Annotated in this window: 18 protein-coding genes; 13 read left to right on the forward strand and 5 right to left on the reverse strand. The window is 66.4% G+C overall.

Annotation, left to right across the window (positions count from 1 at the left end):
- Nucleotides 1-2 precede the first annotated feature (2 nt).
- The 7 genes from A6A04_RS00980 (at nt 3) to A6A04_RS01010 (ending at nt 6,644) form a co-directional block, all read left to right on the forward strand.
- On the forward strand, nt 3-485 hold the full coding sequence (locus A6A04_RS00980; protein WP_068489381.1) for a FixH family protein: 483 nt from the start codon (nt 3-5) through the stop codon (nt 483-485).
- On the forward strand, nt 482-2,851 hold the full coding sequence (locus A6A04_RS00985) for a heavy metal translocating P-type ATPase metal-binding domain-containing protein (RefSeq protein ID WP_068489382.1): 2,370 nt from the start codon (nt 482-484) through the stop codon (nt 2,849-2,851). Before A6A04_RS00980 ends, A6A04_RS00985 begins: the two co-directional genes overlap by 4 nt.
- Nucleotides 2,844-3,005 carry a cbb3-type cytochrome oxidase assembly protein CcoS gene (gene ccoS, locus A6A04_RS00990; protein ID WP_068489383.1) on the forward strand — a complete coding sequence of 54 codons (162 nt, stop codon included), beginning with the start codon at nt 2,844-2,846 and terminating at the stop codon, nt 3,003-3,005. Before A6A04_RS00985 ends, ccoS begins: the two co-directional genes overlap by 8 nt.
- A gap of 21 nt (nt 3,006-3,026) precedes the next feature.
- Nucleotides 3,027-3,770, forward strand: coding sequence for a helix-turn-helix domain-containing protein (locus A6A04_RS00995; protein ID WP_068489384.1), 744 nt, complete (start codon nt 3,027-3,029; stop codon nt 3,768-3,770).
- Nucleotides 3,771-3,790: 20 nt separating this feature from the next.
- On the forward strand, nt 3,791-4,612 hold the full coding sequence (gene panB / locus A6A04_RS01000) for a 3-methyl-2-oxobutanoate hydroxymethyltransferase (RefSeq protein WP_068489385.1): 822 nt from the start codon (nt 3,791-3,793) through the stop codon (nt 4,610-4,612).
- The gene (panC, locus tag A6A04_RS01005) at nt 4,609-5,469 is read left to right on the forward strand and encodes a pantoate--beta-alanine ligase (RefSeq protein WP_068489386.1); all 861 of its coding nucleotides are present in this window, start codon (nt 4,609-4,611) and stop codon (nt 5,467-5,469) included. The genes panB and panC overlap by 4 nt, the downstream gene beginning before the upstream one ends.
- A gap of 71 nt (nt 5,470-5,540) precedes the next feature.
- Nucleotides 5,541-6,644, forward strand: a complete 1,104-nt coding sequence (locus A6A04_RS01010) for a GGDEF domain-containing protein (protein ID WP_068489387.1) — start codon at nt 5,541-5,543, stop codon at nt 6,642-6,644.
- Here the strand turns inward: A6A04_RS01010 and A6A04_RS01015 are convergent.
- Nucleotides 6,641-7,141, reverse strand: a complete 501-nt coding sequence (locus tag A6A04_RS01015; protein ID WP_068489388.1) for a GNAT family N-acetyltransferase — start codon at nt 7,139-7,141, stop codon at nt 6,641-6,643. The two genes, A6A04_RS01010 and A6A04_RS01015, sit on opposite strands and share 4 nt — an antisense overlap.
- Before the next feature lie 86 nt (nt 7,142-7,227).
- Nucleotides 7,228-7,566 (reverse strand): cupredoxin domain-containing protein, encoded by a 339-nt coding sequence (locus A6A04_RS01020; protein WP_068489486.1) that lies wholly within the window; start codon nt 7,564-7,566, stop codon nt 7,228-7,230.
- A 177-nt stretch (nt 7,567-7,743) separates the two neighbouring features.
- Here A6A04_RS01020 and A6A04_RS01025 point away from each other — a divergent pair, with 177 nt between their 5' ends.
- The 6 genes from A6A04_RS01025 to A6A04_RS01045 all read left to right on the forward strand — a co-directional run bounded on the left by A6A04_RS01025 (nt 7,744) and on the right by A6A04_RS01045 (nt 13,088).
- Complete coding sequence (locus A6A04_RS01025) at nt 7,744-8,307, forward strand: iron transporter (protein ID WP_068489389.1); 564 nt, start codon at nt 7,744-7,746, stop codon at nt 8,305-8,307.
- On the forward strand, nt 8,307-8,945 hold the full coding sequence (locus A6A04_RS21450; RefSeq protein ID WP_082914601.1) for a hypothetical protein: 639 nt from the start codon (nt 8,307-8,309) through the stop codon (nt 8,943-8,945). The genes A6A04_RS01025 and A6A04_RS21450 overlap by 1 nt, the downstream gene beginning before the upstream one ends.
- Nucleotides 8,884-9,759: a carbohydrate porin gene (locus A6A04_RS21455; RefSeq protein ID WP_156612408.1), complete on the forward strand. Its 876-nt coding sequence runs from the start codon at nt 8,884-8,886 to the stop codon at nt 9,757-9,759. The genes A6A04_RS21450 and A6A04_RS21455 overlap by 62 nt, the downstream gene beginning before the upstream one ends.
- 55 nt (nt 9,760-9,814) lie before the next feature.
- Nucleotides 9,815-11,119, forward strand: a complete 1,305-nt coding sequence (locus A6A04_RS01035) for a 4Fe-4S binding protein (RefSeq protein WP_068489390.1) — start codon at nt 9,815-9,817, stop codon at nt 11,117-11,119.
- A 129-nt stretch (nt 11,120-11,248) separates the two neighbouring features.
- A complete protein-coding gene (locus tag A6A04_RS01040) occupies nt 11,249-12,295 on the forward strand; it encodes a cache domain-containing protein (protein ID WP_068489391.1) in 1,047 nt (348 codons plus the stop codon).
- Nucleotides 12,296-12,335: 40 nt separating this feature from the next.
- Complete coding sequence (locus A6A04_RS01045; protein ID WP_068489392.1) at nt 12,336-13,088, forward strand: YkgJ family cysteine cluster protein; 753 nt, start codon at nt 12,336-12,338, stop codon at nt 13,086-13,088.
- A gap of 11 nt (nt 13,089-13,099) precedes the next feature.
- Here the strand turns inward: A6A04_RS01045 and A6A04_RS01050 are convergent, their stop codons facing one another.
- Genes A6A04_RS01050 through dapD form a run of 3 tightly spaced genes read right to left on the reverse strand, consistent with a single transcriptional unit; the run spans nt 13,100 to nt 15,620 of the window.
- Nucleotides 13,100-13,654: a hypothetical protein gene (locus A6A04_RS01050; RefSeq protein WP_068489393.1), complete on the reverse strand. Its 555-nt coding sequence runs from the start codon at nt 13,652-13,654 to the stop codon at nt 13,100-13,102.
- Complete coding sequence (gene dapE, locus A6A04_RS01055; RefSeq protein ID WP_082914612.1) at nt 13,651-14,778, reverse strand: succinyl-diaminopimelate desuccinylase; 1,128 nt, start codon at nt 14,776-14,778, stop codon at nt 13,651-13,653. Before dapE ends, A6A04_RS01050 begins: the two co-directional genes overlap by 4 nt.
- A gap of 5 nt (nt 14,779-14,783) precedes the next feature.
- Nucleotides 14,784-15,620, reverse strand: coding sequence for a 2,3,4,5-tetrahydropyridine-2,6-dicarboxylate N-succinyltransferase (dapD, locus tag A6A04_RS01060; protein WP_068489488.1), 837 nt, complete (start codon nt 15,618-15,620; stop codon nt 14,784-14,786).
- Between the last annotated feature and the right edge of the window lie 61 nt (nt 15,621-15,681).

Below are 15,681 nucleotides of genomic sequence, written 5' to 3' on the forward strand. Positions count from 1 at the left end.
CCATGGTTTCCGAACGTAAACCCGGCTGGTGGTATCCCTATATCTTCGTGGCTTGCTTCCTGTTGGTCATGGCGGTCAACTTCACCATGGCCTATTTCGCCAGTTCGACCTTTTCCGGGTTGTCGACCGAACAGCCCTATGAAAAGGGTCTGGCCTATAACCAGACCATCGAGGCAGTGCGCAAGCAGGACGAGATGGGCTGGAAAGTGGATGTCCAGGTGGAGCCCGGCGCCAACCATTCCGCCCATGTCACCATCTCTTACCGGGATCGTAACGGCAATCCGGTGGAGGATCTGTCCGTCACCGCCCAGATGGTGCGTCCCACCGCCAAGGGCCATGACCGCGAGGTCACCCTGACCAGGATCTCGCCCGGCACCTATGCCACCCATCAGGAACTGCCGCTGTCGGGTGTCTGGGACATGAGCGTGGCCGCCATCGCACCCGGCGTGGAATACGGGCTGTCGCGCCGCATCCTCGTGCCGTGACGTCTTCCCTTTGCCTTCACTGCGGCGGGGCCATTCCAGCCGGTCTGGACGGCGGTTTCTGCTGCCGGGGCTGCGAGGGCGCCTATGGCCTGGTCCGGGATCTCGGCCTGGAGCAGTACTATTCCCGCCGGGCGGTCGACCCGGCGGCCCGCCCGCTGCGCCCCGACGAGGAAGCCGGTCTGGCCCATGATTTCAGCGCCCATGTCATGGAAGACGGCAAGGGCGAGGCCTCGCTGCATCTGATGATCGAGGGCCTGCATTGCGGCGCCTGCATCTGGCTGATCGAGGCCCTGCTGAACAAGCAGCCCGGCGTCACCTGGGCGCGGGTCAACATGACCACAAGGCGCCTGGTGGTGCGATGGCGGGCGGCCGAGGCTGAGCCCGGCGCCCTGCTGGCTCCGGTGCTGGCGGTGGGCTATCGTCTGGTGCCCTATGACCCGGAACGCCTCGGCGACCAGACCCAGCGCCAGGAGAAGGAACTGCTGCGGGCCATGGCCATCGCCGGTTTCGCGGCGGGCAATGTCATGCTGCTGTCGGTCTCGGTCTGGGCCGGGCATTTCTCCTATATGGGCCCCGCCACGCGGGGGCTGATGCACTGGATTTCGGCGCTGATCGTGCTGCCCGCCGTGGCGTGGTGCGTGCGGCCCTTCGCCCGCTCGGCCATCTCGGCGCTGCGTGCCGGGCGGACCAACATGGATGTGCCCATCACCATCGGCGTGACGCTCGCCAGCCTGATGAGCCTTTGGGAGACCATCCATGGCGGCGAATATGCATATTTCGATTCCGCCATCACCTTGCTGTTCTTCCTGCTGATTGGCCGTTACCTGGATTCCCGGGCGCGCGGCCGGGCGCGGACCACGGTGGAGCATCTGCTGGCGCTGGACGCCACCGCCGTGACGGTGGTGGAAGCCGATGGCACCCAGCGGCTGATGCCGCCGCACAAGGTCAGCCCAGGGGCCAGGGTCCTGGTGGCGGCGGGCGAGCGCATCGGCATCGACGGCACCATCGTCGACGGCGTGTCCGACGTGGACACCAGCCTGCTGACCGGCGAAAGCCTGCCGGCCCAGGTCAAGGCGGGTGAGAAGGTCTTCGCCGGAACCCTCAACCTGTCGGCGCCCTTGCGCCTGACGGTGGCGGCAGTGGGCGAGCGCACCCTGCTGGCCGAGATCGTGCGCATGATGGAAGTGGCGGAGCAGGGCCGCGCCCGCTATGTCGCCCTGGCCGACCGGGTGTCGCGCTGGTACGCCCCGGTGGTGCATCTGGCCGCCATCCTGACTTTTTCCGGCTGGACCCTGCTGGGCGGGGCACCGTGGCAGGTGGCGCTGTTGCATGCCGTGGCGGTGCTGATCATCACCTGCCCCTGCGCCCTGGCCCTGGCGGTGCCGGTGGTGCAGGTGATCGCCTCGGGCCGTCTGTTGCGCCAGGGCATCCTGGTCAAGTCGGCCACGGCGCTGGAACGCTTCGCCGATGCCGATCATGTGGTGTTCGACAAGACCGGCACCCTGACGCTGGGCAAGGCGCAGCTGGTGGAGGATGGCGGCTGGGGCGCGGAGGATCTGGCCGAGGCCGCCGGTCTGGCGCTGGCGTCGCGCCATCCCCTGGCCCGCGCCCTGGTGGCGGCGGCGCCCAACGCCCGGCTGGCAGACGGCGTGGCCGAGATTCCCGGCCGTGGGCTGGAAGTGGCCGCCAGCGGCATTCGCCTGGGCAGCCGGACCTTCGTCGGCGTCGACGACGCCCAGACCTCTCATGACGTGGGGCCGGAGCTATGGCTGGCCCGTCCCGGTCGGCCGCCCTTGCGCTTCGCCTTTTCCGATGCCCCCCGCCCCGATGCCGCCCAGGTGGTGGCCCGGCTCAAGGCCATGGGGCTGACGGTGGAACTGCTGTCGGGCGATCGCCCCGTCACCGCCCGGAAAGTGGCCGAGGAGCTGGGTATCGACGACTGGCGGGCGGGATGTGCCCCCGCCGATAAATGCGCCCGGCTGGCCGAACTGGCGGCGCAGGGCAAGAAGGTGCTGATGATCGGCGATGGGCTCAATGATGCCCCCGCCCTGGCCGCGGCCCATGTCTCCATGTCGCCCAGCACGGCGGTGGATGTCAGCCAGACCGCCGCCGACGTGGTGTTCCAGGGCGGCCGCCTCGCCCCGGTGGTGGAATGCCTGGAGGTGGCGCGGACCTCGCGCACCCTGGTGAAGCAGAATTTCATGCTGGCGCTGGGCTACAACATCTTCACCGTACCCCTGGCGGTGGCGGGAATGGTCACCCCCCTCATCGCGGCGATTGCTATGTCGACCTCGTCGCTGGTAGTAATTGGCAACGCCTTGCGTCTATCGGGCCGCAAGGGCCGAGCCGGAGTGGTTGGTGGATAATCTGCTGATGCTGATTCCCGTGGCCCTGGGGTTGGGGCTGGTGGGATTGATCGCCTTCCTGTGGGCCATGAAGTCGGGTCAGTTCGACGACCTGGACGGCGCGGCGCACCGTATCTTGTTCGACGACGACGATCCGCCCCGGTCCGGGGCCTGAGCGAGGATGGGTAGCCTGCACATGCCTCCCCTCGATTTCGACTCTCACAAGATCGAGCATCTGGCCGACCTCAAGTCGCCCCAGTGCCGCAATTGCGACATCGTGCGCGAGATCGCCTTTTGCGCCGACCTGTCCCATGACGAGGTCAAGCGCCTGGCGGCGGTGCGCTGCCATGCCACCCTGCCGGCCTCGTTCACCGTGTTCCGTGAAGGCGATCTGGTGGACCATGTCTATTCCATCTCCAATGGCGCGGTGAAGCTGTACAAGCTGTTGCCCGACGGGCGGCGCCAGATCATCGGATTCCTGTTCTCGGGCGATATTTTCGGCCTGGGAACCAATGACGGCTACTGCTATACCGCCGAAACCATCACCGCCACCCAGGTTTGCCGCTTCACCCATCGCAAGCTCGACAGCCTGCTGGACGAGATTCCCCGTCTGGAGCGGCGCATGTTCAACATGGCGGTGAAGGATCTGGTGGCGGCGCAAGAACAGATGCTGCTGCTGGGGCGCAAGACCGCCCGTGAGAAGGTCGCCACCTTCCTGGTCAAGCTGTCCATGCGGGCCGAGCGGGCGGGCCAGCCCGGCTCGCCGGTGGCCCTGCCCATGAGCCGCGCCGATATCGCCGACTATCTTGGCCTGACCATCGAGACGGTCAGCCGCACCTTCACCCAGTTGAAGCGGGACAACATCATCGGCTTGCCCGATTCCGGGCATTGCGTGCTGAATGACTGGCAGGCGCTCAAGGAACTGGCGGAAGGCGCCTGAGCGGGAAAAGGGATTCCTCCATGAGTGTCGAAGTGAAGATCAAGCGGGTGACCACCCGTGACATCCGTGCCCGCAAGGGCGCCGAGCCGGTGGTGGTGCTGACCGCCTATACCGCGCCCATCGCCCGGCTGCTGGCCCCCCATTGCGACATCCTGCTGGTGGGTGACTCGCTGGGCATGGTGGTCTATGGCATGGAGACCACGCTGGGCGTCACCCTGGACATGATGATCAACCACGGCAAGGCGGTGGTGCGGTCCTCTTCCCATGCCTGCGTGGTGGTGGACATGCCGTTCGGCAGCTACCAGGAAAGCCGGGAACAGGCCTTCCGCAACTGCGCCCGGGTGATGACCGAGACCGGCTGCGCCGGGGTCAAGCTGGAAGGCGGCCGCGAGATGGCCGAAACCATCCGCTTCCTGGTGGACCGGGGCATTCCGGTCATGGCCCATATCGGACTGAAGCCCCAGGCGGTGCATGCGGCGGGCGGCTTTCGCGCCCAGGGCAGGCTGGAGGCCGAGGCCGAGGCCATCCGCGCCGACGCCCGCGCCATCGACGAGGCCGGGGCCTTCTCGGTGGTGGTGGAGGGCACGGTGGAGCCGGTGGCCCGCGCCCTGTCCGCCGAGATTTCCATTCCCACCATCGGCATCGGCGCCTCGGCCGCCTGCGACGGCCAGGTGCTGGTGATCGACGACGTGCTGGGTCTGTTCGACGACTTCACCCCTAAATTCGTCAAGCGCTATGCCGATCTGCGCCCCCTCATCTCCGAGGCTGTCGCCACCTATGCCGCCGAGGTCAAGTCCCGCGCCTTTCCCGGGCCGGAACACTGTTTCGGGGTGAAGAAATGAGCGGCGGCCTCGACATCGTCCGCTCGGTGGCGGAACTGCGCGCCCGGGTGAAATACTGGCGCGACCAGGGGCTGACCATCGCCCTGGTGCCCACCATGGGGGCGCTGCACCAGGGGCATCTGTCGCTGGTGGCCAAGGCGCTGGAACATGCCGACCGAGTGGTGGCCTCGGTCTTCGTCAATCCCACCCAGTTCGGCCCCAACGAGGATTTCGCCCGCTATCCCCGCCAGGAGGAGCAGGACGCCGCCCTGCTGGACCAGGCGGGCTGCCATCTGCTGTTCGCTCCCACCGTGGCCGAGATGTACCCCGATGGCTTCGCCACCACCGTCAGCGTGTCGGGCGTGTCGGAGGGATTGTGCGGCGCGGTGCGGCCCGGCCATTTCGCCGGGGTGGCCACGGTGGTGACCAAGTTGCTGCTGCAGGCGCTGCCCGACGTGGCGGTGTTCGGCGAGAAGGATTACCAGCAACTGGCGGTGATTCGCCGCTTCGCCCGTGACCTGGACATCCCCGCCGCCATTATCGGGGCGCCGACCCTGCGCGAGGCCGATGGTCTGGCCATGTCGTCACGCAACGCTTATTTGACCGCTGAGGAGCGAGCGGTGGCGCCCTGGTTGCTGAAAGGCCTGACCGGCGTCGCCGATGGGCTGATGGCGGGGGCCAAGGCTTCGGATATGTGTCCCATGGCGGTGAGCGGGCTGCTGAAAGCGGGGTTCTCGTCGGTGGACTATGTGGAGGTCCGTGACGCCGCCAGTCTGGCGCCGGTGGAGGTGATGGCCGCTCCGGTGCGCATCCTGGCCGCCGCCCGGCTGGGCAAGACCCGGCTGATCGACAATATCGAGGCCATCCCCGTCTCCTGACGGGGATGAAGGCATCCTTAACCAAGGGTATGATAAGGCTCTGGCACCAAATCGGTGGGGGGAGAGGGCCTATGCGGGATCTCGTTCGAAAGGCCATGGATGCGCGCCTGCTCGACCTGCTCGGGCTTTGGCGGGCGGCGCGCGACAAGGATGCGGTCATGGATGCCGCGACCCTGTTCGCCGATCATGCCGATCATCTGCTGGTGATCCAGGCCGAGGCGGCGGGAAACCGCTACACCCATTACGGCAGCGCCTTCGCCCGCCATTTCGGCGCCGACCTGACCGGCTGCGTCATCGATGTGCTGCCCACCGATGTCTTGCCGCCGGAACGACGCGGCATGCTGGAATTCGAATATACCTTCGCCCGAGGGGCCGACCGGCCGATATGGCGATCCTACACCGCCCAATTCGATGGGGACGTCACCGAAACCTGGCAGCGGCTGGTATTGCCGGTGGGCGAGAACCGTCTGGCGGTGGGGGCCTATCCCGTGGAAGGGATGGGGGCGAACGGCGATGACGGTGCGACCTTGCTGCGTCTGGTGATCGACCGGGTGCCGGTGGTGCTGGACGATGATGGCGGTATTGCCGATCTGGCGCTGTCGCTCAGGGCCTTTTGCGACACCCGGCTCCAGATGGCCGAACTGGAGGTCCTGGCCACCCGCGACGCCCTGACCGGTGTCGCCAATCCGCGTCATTTTCATCATTTGGCGGGGCTGGAACTGGAGCATGCCCGGCGCATGGGCCGCTCGTTCTCGCTGCTGGCGCTGGATATCGATCATTTCAAGCGGATCAACGATACCTGGGGGCATGCCGCCGGAGACGAGGCCTTGCGGGCTTTCGTCGGCTCCTGCGTCCAGGCCCTGCGCGAATACGACATCCTGGGGCGGATCGGCGGCGAGGAATTCGCCGTCGCCCTGCCCAATACCGGTCTCGACGGCGCCAAGGTCATTGCCGAACGTTTGCGGCGGCTGGTGGAGGAAATGGTGGTGCGCCCGGCGCGGGGCGAGATTTTCGACATGACGGTCAGCGTCGGCGTGGCGTCCCATTCCTTCGGCCATTCTCCCAACCCGGAGGGCGGGGTGATGGACGTCCCCGAACTGCTGCGCCGCGCCGACAAGGCGCTTTATCGGGCCAAGGATTCGGGGCGCAACCGGGTGATGACCGCCGAGGGTTAGAATGTCAGCTCGAAGCGCTGCTCGGTCACCGGGGTGCCCCAGGTGTCGCCGGAGCGCTGCTCGACCAGGGTGAAGCCCCGGCTTTCATACAAGCCGCGGGCGGCGTCCAGACCGGCGAAGGTCCACAGATAGATTCCGCTTATCCGCCGATGGCGGCCAAACGCCACTGCCTGGTCCAGCAGTCGCGCCCCCAGCCCTTTGCCCCGGGCGGCGTCGTCGAGGATGAACCAGCGCAAATGGGCTCGTCCCATCCCGTCCGGTTCGCGGCCATCCAGGGCGACGGCGCCCAGGATGCGGCCGCTGCCGTCCCGGGCCAGCCAAAGTCCGCAGTCCTGGTCCGGCAGGGGGGAGACGAACCCGGCCAGTTCGCGGGCGACCTTGGCCTCGAAATACACGCCGAAGCCCCAGTCGCGGGCGTAATGACGGCCGTGCAGCGCGGCAATGTCGCCAATGGCGCCGGGGCACCAGCCCTCGACGATGGAAACGGGCTCTATCATGGCGATACGGCGTCCCAAAGTGTTCGACCAATCCACTATGCCGCCGCCGCCCGTCCTGGCCCAATCGGGCCAAAGCCATAGCCGGGCTATTTCGCCACGATGACGCCCTTGGCGGTGGCCTCGTGGTACTCGCCGAAGAACGGATATTCGCCGGGGTCGATGCGGCCCAGGATCACCCGCGTCTCGATGCCGGGATGGATGATCTTCTCGCGCCGCAGCGGCAGGCACTCGAACTCCTCGGGCTCGGAATCCTCGTTGCGGACCACCAGCACCACCTTGGTCCTGGCGGGGACCTCCAGTCGTTCGGGCGTGAAACGATGGTTCTTGATGGTCAGATGGACCGAGACCTCATCGGCGGCCCGAGCCATGCCGGCAGGGCAGGTCAGCAGCAAGGCGACAGCCGGAATCAAGGATTTCAGGGGCATCGATCCCTCCGATATGCGAATGCGACGCAATAACATATTCATGTCATAGCTCCTAGCCCACAAGATGTAAATGGGCATTTTCCAAGCCTGGCCGGGTTGACAGCCGCGAGTGATGCGGATAGTGAGAATGAAATCGCGAGTCATTCGCAATTCGGACAACTAGGCAAGGACCCCGCCATGACATTCGCAAAACGTCACTTCCTCGGCCTGGGCATGGCCATCGGCCTGATGGCCGCGACCTCGGCCGCCCAGGCGGTGGAATATCCCATCGGCACTCCCGAGAACCGCTACGGCATGGAGATCGGCGCGGTCTACCTCCAGGCGGTGCGCATGGAACCCGACGGCATGATGCCCTCTCCCGACCAGTCGGACATCCATCTGGAAGCCGACATCAAGGCGTTGCAGGGCAATCCCAACGGCTTTCCCGAGGGCTTCTGGATTCCCCATCTGAAGGTCACCTATGAGCTGGTCAAGGACGGCAGCGGCGAGGTGATCAAGGGCGAGATGATGCCCATGGTGGCCAGCGACGGCCCCCATTACGGCGATAACGTCAAGCTGCCCGGCCCGGGCAAGTACAAGATGACCTATACCATCTACCCCCCCAATGCTCCCGAGAACACGGCGGGCAAGCATTTCGGCCGTCACACCGACCGCCAGACCGGCGTGCGCCCGTGGTTCCCCACCTTCAAGCTGAACTATGACTTCGTGTTCGCGGGTATCGGCAAGAAGGGCGGCTACTGATGAGCGCGCCCCGCAGCCTCCCCGTCCTGGCGGCCGCGAGCCTGCTCGCCGTCGCCACGGCTCACCCGGCCTTCGCCGCCACCGATCCCGCCACCACCGAGCTGCTGCGCGAGGTCAGGCGCCTGTCGGCCCGCATCGAGGAACTGGAACGCTCCCAGTCCGCAAAGTCCGCCGTGGAACAGCGGGTCCAGAAGCTGGAGGCGGACAAGGCCGCCCTCGACAAGGCCATGACCCAGGAGACCATCAGCGAGACCGAGCCCGAGGTCGCCGCCCGCCTCAAGGCGGTGGAGACCGAGGCGCTCAGCTACAAGAAGGGCTCCAAGGTGGTCGACGTGCTGGGCGGCATCAAGATCGGCGCCGGCTTGACCACCGTCGGCCAGAATATGCTGGGCCAGCAGTCGGACAAGGAAGGTCAGCTCAATTGGCGCGGCGACGTCACCATGACCATTCCGGCGGGTAACGTGGGCAGTTCCACCGGCACCATCTACACCCATTTCCGCATGGGCCAGGGCCGCGGACTCCAGGCGGTGCGCAACAGCTATTCCTCGCCCAACGCCACCGCCTTCCAGCGGCCGGGTGCCGACGCCGCCATCGACCTGGCCCAGGCCTGGTACCAGTTGGACGTGCCGCTGGGATGATCCCAAGTCGAAGACCAAGCTGGAAATCACCGTCGGCAAGATGGATCCCTGGGGCTTCTTCGACCAGAATCTGGTGGCGGGCGATGAAACCCGTGCCTTCATGAACCAGGCCCTGGTCCACAATCCGTTGCTGGATGCCGGTGGCGACATGGGCGTCGATGCCCTGGGCTTCACCCCGGGGGCGCGCGTCGCCTTGGTCACCGACGACTTCAAGGTGTCGGGCGGCCTTTATGAAAGCGGCAATGGCGCCTCGTTCCAGAACTCCACCGACTTTCCGTTCCGGATCTTGCAGGTGGAGACCACCCAGCGCTTCTTCGGCGGCCTGGAAGGCAATTACCGCCTGTACGGCTGGCAGAATGGTCGGGGCACCGATTTCGACAACAAGCGCAAGAACCATCTGGGCGTCGGTTTCAGCATCGACCAGAAGGTGGACGATTACGTGACCCTGTTCAGCCGCTACGGCTATCAGATTCAGGGCACGCCGCGCTTCGACCAGAGCCTGACCTTCGGCGGCGAGGTGGGGGGAAGCTATTGGGGGCGTGGCGCCGATGGCCTGGGCCTCGCCATGGCGATCTCCCATACCTCCTCCGCCTATCGCGACCGCTCCCTTACCGTCGACAACGACAATGACGGCAATCCGGATTTCGGCTTCAAGGCCGGGTCGTTCGAGCAGTTGATGGAAATCTACTATCGCTACCGGGTGATGCCGCGCTTCGAACTGACGCCGGACTTCCAGATGATCCGCCATCCCGGCGGCGATCCCTCCGACGCGGTCGCCTATGCCTTGGGCATCCGTGGGCAGTTGACCTATTGACGGAAAGGGTATCAGTGACGTGACAAAGGCTCGTCTCGCAGCCTTGGGGGGATGGATGGCCCGGCATGCCGGCGCCATCCAAGCCTTTCAGTGGGTCATGGTGGCGGTCTACCTGCTCCTGGTGACCGTTCCCGCCTTTCTGCCGCCGCCCGATGATTCCAAGCATATCTGGGACAATCTGGTGCTGTTCGCCCAATTCGCCTTCTGGGGGGTGTGGTGGCCCTTCGTCATGGTCAGCATGCTGGTCATGGGGCGGGCCTGGTGCGGCGTGTTCTGCCCCGAAGGCGCCATGACCGAATGGGCCAGCCGCCGGGGCCTGGGGCGGGCCATTCCGCCCTGGCTGCGCTGGAAGGGCTGGCCCTTCGTGGCCTTCGTCTGCACCACCGTCTATGGCCAGATGATCACCGTCTATGAATATCCCGAGGCGGCACTGCTGATCCTGGGGGCCTCGACCGTCATGGCGCTGGGAATCGGACTGGTCTACGGCCGTGGCATCCGGGTGTGGTGCCGCTATCTGTGTCCGGCCAGCGGTGTCTTCTCGCTGCTGTCGCGACTGTCGCCGGTCCATTTCCGGGTGGACCGCGAAAGCTGGGAAGCGGCCGAGCGGGTCCCCGCGGTGGCCTGCGCCACCCTGGTGGATGTGCGGGCCATGACCGGCGGCGGCTCCTGTCACATGTGCGGCCGCTGCAGCGGCCATCGCGACGCCGTCACCCTGACCCCCCGCCTGCCGGGATCGGAGGTGACGAGCCTGCCCGAGCGCGAAGTTTCGTCCTGGGATACAAACCTGCTGGCCTTCGGCGTCATGGGGGTGGCGACGGGGGCGTTCCAGTGGTCGGGCTCGCCGCTCTATGTGGCCTTGAAGCAGTCCCTGGCGGCCTGGCTGGTGGAGCGCGGCATCATGTTCCCCCTGACCGAGACCCTGCCCTGGTGGATGCTGACCAACTATGCCTCCACCGGCGAGGTCTTCACCTTGTTGGACGGTGCCTGCCTGATCGCCTATATCGCCGCCGTCGCCGTGACGGTGGGGAGCATCACCCTGGCGGGGCTGTGGCTCGGCGCCCGGTTGGCGGGACGGCCCGAGGCGCGCTGGCGGCTGGGCTATGGTCTGATCCCCATGGGAGCGGTGGGGCTGATCATCGGGCTCAGCTCCCTGACCCTGACCCAACTGGCGGCGGAAGGAATCTCCTTCGTCTGGTTGCCCGAGGCGCGGGCTGGGCTATTGGCTGTCGGCTTGGCTTGGAGCGGGGTGCTGGTCTGGCGGCTGTTGCCGGTGGAACGGCGTCCCTTGGCCTGGTTGGCCGCCATGGCCGGAGCGGCGGCCCTGGCCGGAACATGGAGTCTGTTCTTTTTCGTTTGGTAGGACTTTCGTCGACCCAACCCAGGGTCACGATTCATCACATCAGAATTATTGCATTCTGATGATCGGCGTGCCTCAATATTAGTCACAGAGGGGAAAATGCTAAAAATTTAGGCTAGTGGAGGCGTGGGGATGTCTGAGCCAGAACGTATTCTTGAACTCACCCGGGCGGTGCATGATGTCGCCACCGACAAGATCCGGCTGATCAAGCAGGTGACCGGCACCACCCGCATCCTGTCGCTGAACGCCTTGATCGAGGCTACGCGGGCGGGCGAGGTCGGGCGCGGCTTCGCCGTGGTGGCCAACGAGGTCAAGAACGTCTCCAACTCCATCAACACTATCACCCAGGCCATGGAAGGCGAGCTGTCGTCGAGCATCGACGACCTGATGAGCCTGGGCCAGACCATGGTGCAGCAGTTGCGCGGCTCGCGCCTGACCGATCTGGCGCTGAACATGATCGAGATCATCGACCGCAATCTGTACGAACGCTCGTGCGATGTACGGTGGTGGGCCACCGATTCCGCCGTGGTGGACTGTCTGGCCCATGACGGCCACGAGGCCGCCAACCATGCCTGCAAGCGCCTGGGCGTGATTCTGGATTCCTACACCGTCTATCTCGACCTGTGGATCGCCGACGCCTCGGGCCGTGTGGTGGCCAATGGCCGACCCAGCCGCTATCCCCGCGCCATCGGCACCAATGTGGCCAACGAGCGCTGGTTCCGCGACGCCATGGCGACCCGCAATGGCGGTGAATACGCGGTGGCCGATGTTTCCACCACGGCCTCGCTGGACAACGCCCAGGTGGCGACCTATGCCGCCGCCATCCGCAAGGGCGGCGAGGCCGATGGCGAGGTCATCGGCGCGCTGGGCATTTTCTTCGACTGGCAGCCCCAGGCTGAAACCGTGGTCAAGGGCGTGCGCCTGCGCGAGGAGGAGAAGACCACCACCCGCTGTCTGCTGCTGGACGGCAATTGCCGGGTGATCGCCGCCTCGGACGGGATGGGGGTTCTGAGCGAGATCTTCCCGCTGGAGCATACCCATGGCAATGCGGCGTCCTATGTGGACGAGCGCGGCACCGTGGTGGGCTATTCCCTGACTCCCGGCTACGAGACCTATGAGGGGCTGGGCTGGTACGGCGTCATCGTCCAGCGCCCCCGTGACGGCGGGAATGTGCATTAGCCGACTGGACAGGCAAGGGGCGACGTCTTAACGTCGCCCCATGTTCGCGCCCACCGCCGGTTTCCTGCTCGACTCGGCCGCCCAGGCCATGGCCGAAGCCTTCCCCAAGCCCACCGCCGCGACGGTGTCGGCAGCGCTGGACCGTGTCTTCTCCCTGGCCGACCAGTCCTGGGCCGCCACCAGCGGCGCGGTCTCCTTCCGTCTCAACACTCCCCCCATGACCTGCAAGGCGGGCTGCGGCTGGTGCTGCCACCAGCAGGTGGGGGTGTCGGTGGTGGAGGCGGTGCGCATCGCCGTGCATATCCGCGATCTGCCCGCCGAGCAGGCGGCGGCCGTGATGGCGCGGGTCCGCGACCTGGACCGGCTGACCCGGGGCCTGACCACCTCGAAGCGGGCGGCCACCAAGCAGCCCTGCGCCTTCCTGGTGGACGGCGGTTGCTCCATCTACGCGGTACGGCCATTGCGCTGTCGGGGCTTGATCTCCATCGATGTGGAGTTCTGCATCGCCAGTCACGAGGACGAGGCTGCCACCCGCAGTCGCCTGCAGGCGGGGACCCTGCGTCCCGCCTTCCTGACGGCGCCGCAGCAGGTCTACGACCAGGCCCTGAACGGGGTGCTGAAGACCCTGCATTTCGCCAAACTGGCCGATTACGGGCTGGAACTGACGGCGGCGGTGGCGGAATTGCTGGACCAGCCCCGCAAGATGGAGGCCTGGCTGAAGCAGAAGGCGGCGCCCAAGCCGGCGGCGCTGGTGCCCGATCCCGGCGCCGACCTCAAGGCCCAGTTCCGCTAGGGCTCGCCGCTTTACCCCAGCACCCGGTCGGCCGACATCTGGATCAAGGCGCCGATCATCAGGTCGAGCACCACCAGCATTCCGGCGCTGAATGGGGAGACCTTGAGCGCCACATGGGCGATATAGGCCTGATAGACCAGCAGAACGATGGTGGCGGCCAGGTTCAGCGGCGCCAGCCCCCCGCCGGGAAAGACGTGGATGGCCAGGCTGATGGGCAGCAGCACCGCCATCTGGATCACCGCCGACCAGTTATAGGCGACGATGTAGCGGTTGCGGAACTGGACGCGATCCAGGCCCCCAGCGATATGGGCCACCGCCAGGGGAAAGGCGACGCAGCCCATGACGAAGGCGATCAATTCCACCATCAGCGAGCGAACCAGCTCGTCGTCGAAATTGCCGTCCAGCGCCCGCAGGATCAGGAAGGCGGGCAGCACCAGGGCCGGCCCCCAGAACGAGCGCCAGACCCCCTCGACCGAATCGTCGAACCAGATCAGGCCCTTGGGGTCGCGTCGGGCCAGCCGCCAGGCGCCATAGACACCGCCGATGATGTCCGAGGCGCGGATCATCCCGCTATCCGGATCAGGACGCGCCGATAGATTTCGGTCAGCGCCTCCATATCGGCCACCATCACATGCTCGTCGGATTTGTGCATGCTCTGGCCCACCAGCCCGAACTCCACGACGGGGCAGTGATTCTTGATGAAGCGGGCATCCGAGGTGCCGCCGGTGGTGGACAGGTCGGGGGTCAGGCCGGTCACCTGGGTGATGGCCTCGGCCAGTTGCTCTGACAGCGGGCCGGGCGGGGTCAGGAAGGACTCGCCCGAGACCTCCACCTTGACCTCGACCTCGCCGCCCGCCTCGGCCACCGTCTTCTCGATCCAACGGGTCAGCGAGGCGCCGGAATGCATGTCGTTGAAGCGGATGTTGAACCCCGCCTTGGCCTCGGCCGGAATGACATTGGTGGCGGGATTGCCCACATCCACCGTGGTCAGCGCCAGGGTCGACGGCTGGAAATGGGCGTTGCCCTGGTCCAGCGGTTGGGCGGTGAGACGGTTGAGAATGTCCAGCAGGCGGGGGATGGGATTGTCGGCCAGATGGGGATAGGCGGAATGGCCCTGGGTTCCGAACACGGTCAGGCGGCAGTTGAGGCTGCCGCGCCGCCCGATCTTCATCATCTCGCCCAGGCGATGGGGATTGGTGGGCTCGCCGACGATGCAGGCGTCGAGGGTTTCTCCGCGCGCCGCCAGCCAGTCCAGCACCTTGACGGTGCCGTCCACCGCCGGGCCTTCCTCATCGCCGGTGATCAGCAGCGAGATGGAGCCGTTGGGCTTTCCGTCCTCCAGCCTGCGCGCCACGGCGGCAACGAAACAGGCGATGGCGCCCTTCATGTCGGCGGCACCGCGTCCGAACAGGCGGCCGTCAATCATCTGGGCCTCGAACGGCTCCACCGTCCAGCCCTTGCCCGGCGGCACCACATCGGTATGCCCGGCGAAGCAGAAATTCGGCCCCCCCTGGCCCAGACGGGCGTAGAGGTTACGGATTTCCGGCCCGCCCGTGGCCGAGCGGATGTGGTGGCAGACAAAGCCCAGGCGCTCCAGGGCCTCGGCCAGCACGTCCAGGGCGCCTGCGTCCTCGGGGGTGACGCTGGGCCGCTGGATCAGTGCCCGGGCGAGGGCGAGGGGATCGCGCAGCCCGGTCAATCGCGCAACAATTCGTTGATGGAAACCTTGGAACGGGTGCGCTCGTCCACCTTCTTGACGATGACGGCGCAATAGAGGCCGGGGCCAGGGCTGCCATCGGGCAGGGCCTTGCCCGGCATGGTGCCCGAGACCACCACCGAATAGGCGGGAACCCGGCCCATGAAGACCTCGCCGGTCTCGCGGTCGACGATCTTGGTGGACGCGCCGATATAGACGCCCATGGACAGCACCGCGCCGGTCTCCACCAGCACGCCCTCGGCCACTTCGGCCCGGGCGCCGATGAAGCAGTTGTCCTCGATGATCACCGGACCGGCCTGCAGCGGCTCCAGCACGCCGCCGATACCGGCGCCGCCCGAGATATGCACGTTCTTGCCGATCTGGGCGCAGGAGCCCACGGTGGCCCAGGTGTCGACCATGGTGCCCGAATCCACGAAGGCGCCCAGATTGACGAAGCTGGGCATCAGCACCACGCCCGGCGCGATATGGGCCGAGCGGCGCACCACCGCGCCCGGCACGGCGCGGAACCCGGCGGCGCGGAAGCGGGCATCGTCCCAGCCCTCGAACTTGGTGGGCACCTTGTCGAACCAGGTGCCGGGGCCGTCGCCCATCACCTTGTTGTCGTTGAGGCGGAAGGACAGCAGCACCGCCTTCTTCAGCCACTGATTGACCACCCACTTGCCCTCGACCTTGGCGGCCACCCGCAGCTTGCCGCCGTCCAGGGCGTCCAGCGCCGCCTCGACGGCGTCGCGGATCTCGCCCTTGGTCTGGAGATTGATGCCGTCGCGCGCCTCCCAGGCGGCGTCGATGGTCTTTTCGATGGCGGCGAAGCTCATGATGGGGTCCTGCGGCTTGGGGATTAAGGAATCAAGGATGCCGAACATGCCCCCCCGCATC

Source organism: Paramagnetospirillum marisnigri (assembly GCF_001650715.1).
Taxonomy (GTDB): Bacteria; Pseudomonadota; Alphaproteobacteria; order Rhodospirillales; family Magnetospirillaceae; genus Phaeospirillum; species Phaeospirillum marisnigri.

Excerpts from the sequence above, each read along its gene's own strand:
- A6A04_RS21450 (WP_082914601.1), top strand. The coding sequence starts at position 8,307 with ATGAGCGCGCCCCGCAGCCTCCCCGTCCTGGCGGCCGCGAGCCTGCTC.
- A6A04_RS01050 (WP_068489393.1), bottom strand. The coding sequence starts at position 13,654 with ATGATCCGCGCCTCGGACATCATCGGCGGTGTCTATGGCGCCTGGCGG.
- A6A04_RS00995 (WP_068489384.1), top strand. The coding sequence starts at position 3,027 with ATGCCTCCCCTCGATTTCGACTCTCACAAGATCGAGCATCTGGCCGAC.
- A6A04_RS01025 (WP_068489389.1), top strand. The coding sequence starts at position 7,744 with ATGACATTCGCAAAACGTCACTTCCTCGGCCTGGGCATGGCCATCGGC.
- A6A04_RS01045 (WP_068489392.1), top strand. The coding sequence starts at position 12,336 with ATGTTCGCGCCCACCGCCGGTTTCCTGCTCGACTCGGCCGCCCAGGCC.
- A6A04_RS00980 (WP_068489381.1), top strand. The coding sequence starts at position 3 with ATGGTTTCCGAACGTAAACCCGGCTGGTGGTATCCCTATATCTTCGTG.
- panB (WP_068489385.1), top strand. The coding sequence starts at position 3,791 with ATGAGTGTCGAAGTGAAGATCAAGCGGGTGACCACCCGTGACATCCGT.
- dapD (WP_068489488.1), bottom strand. The coding sequence starts at position 15,620 with ATGAGCTTCGCCGCCATCGAAAAGACCATCGACGCCGCCTGGGAGGCG.
- A6A04_RS01015 (WP_068489388.1), bottom strand. The coding sequence starts at position 7,141 with ATGATAGAGCCCGTTTCCATCGTCGAGGGCTGGTGCCCCGGCGCCATT.
- panC (WP_068489386.1), top strand. The coding sequence starts at position 4,609 with ATGAGCGGCGGCCTCGACATCGTCCGCTCGGTGGCGGAACTGCGCGCC.
- A6A04_RS01040 (WP_068489391.1), top strand. The coding sequence starts at position 11,249 with ATGTCTGAGCCAGAACGTATTCTTGAACTCACCCGGGCGGTGCATGAT.
- A6A04_RS01020 (WP_068489486.1), bottom strand. The coding sequence starts at position 7,566 with ATGCCCCTGAAATCCTTGATTCCGGCTGTCGCCTTGCTGCTGACCTGC.
- A6A04_RS01035 (WP_068489390.1), top strand. The coding sequence starts at position 9,815 with ATGGCCCGGCATGCCGGCGCCATCCAAGCCTTTCAGTGGGTCATGGTG.
- A6A04_RS01010 (WP_068489387.1), top strand. The coding sequence starts at position 5,541 with ATGCGGGATCTCGTTCGAAAGGCCATGGATGCGCGCCTGCTCGACCTG.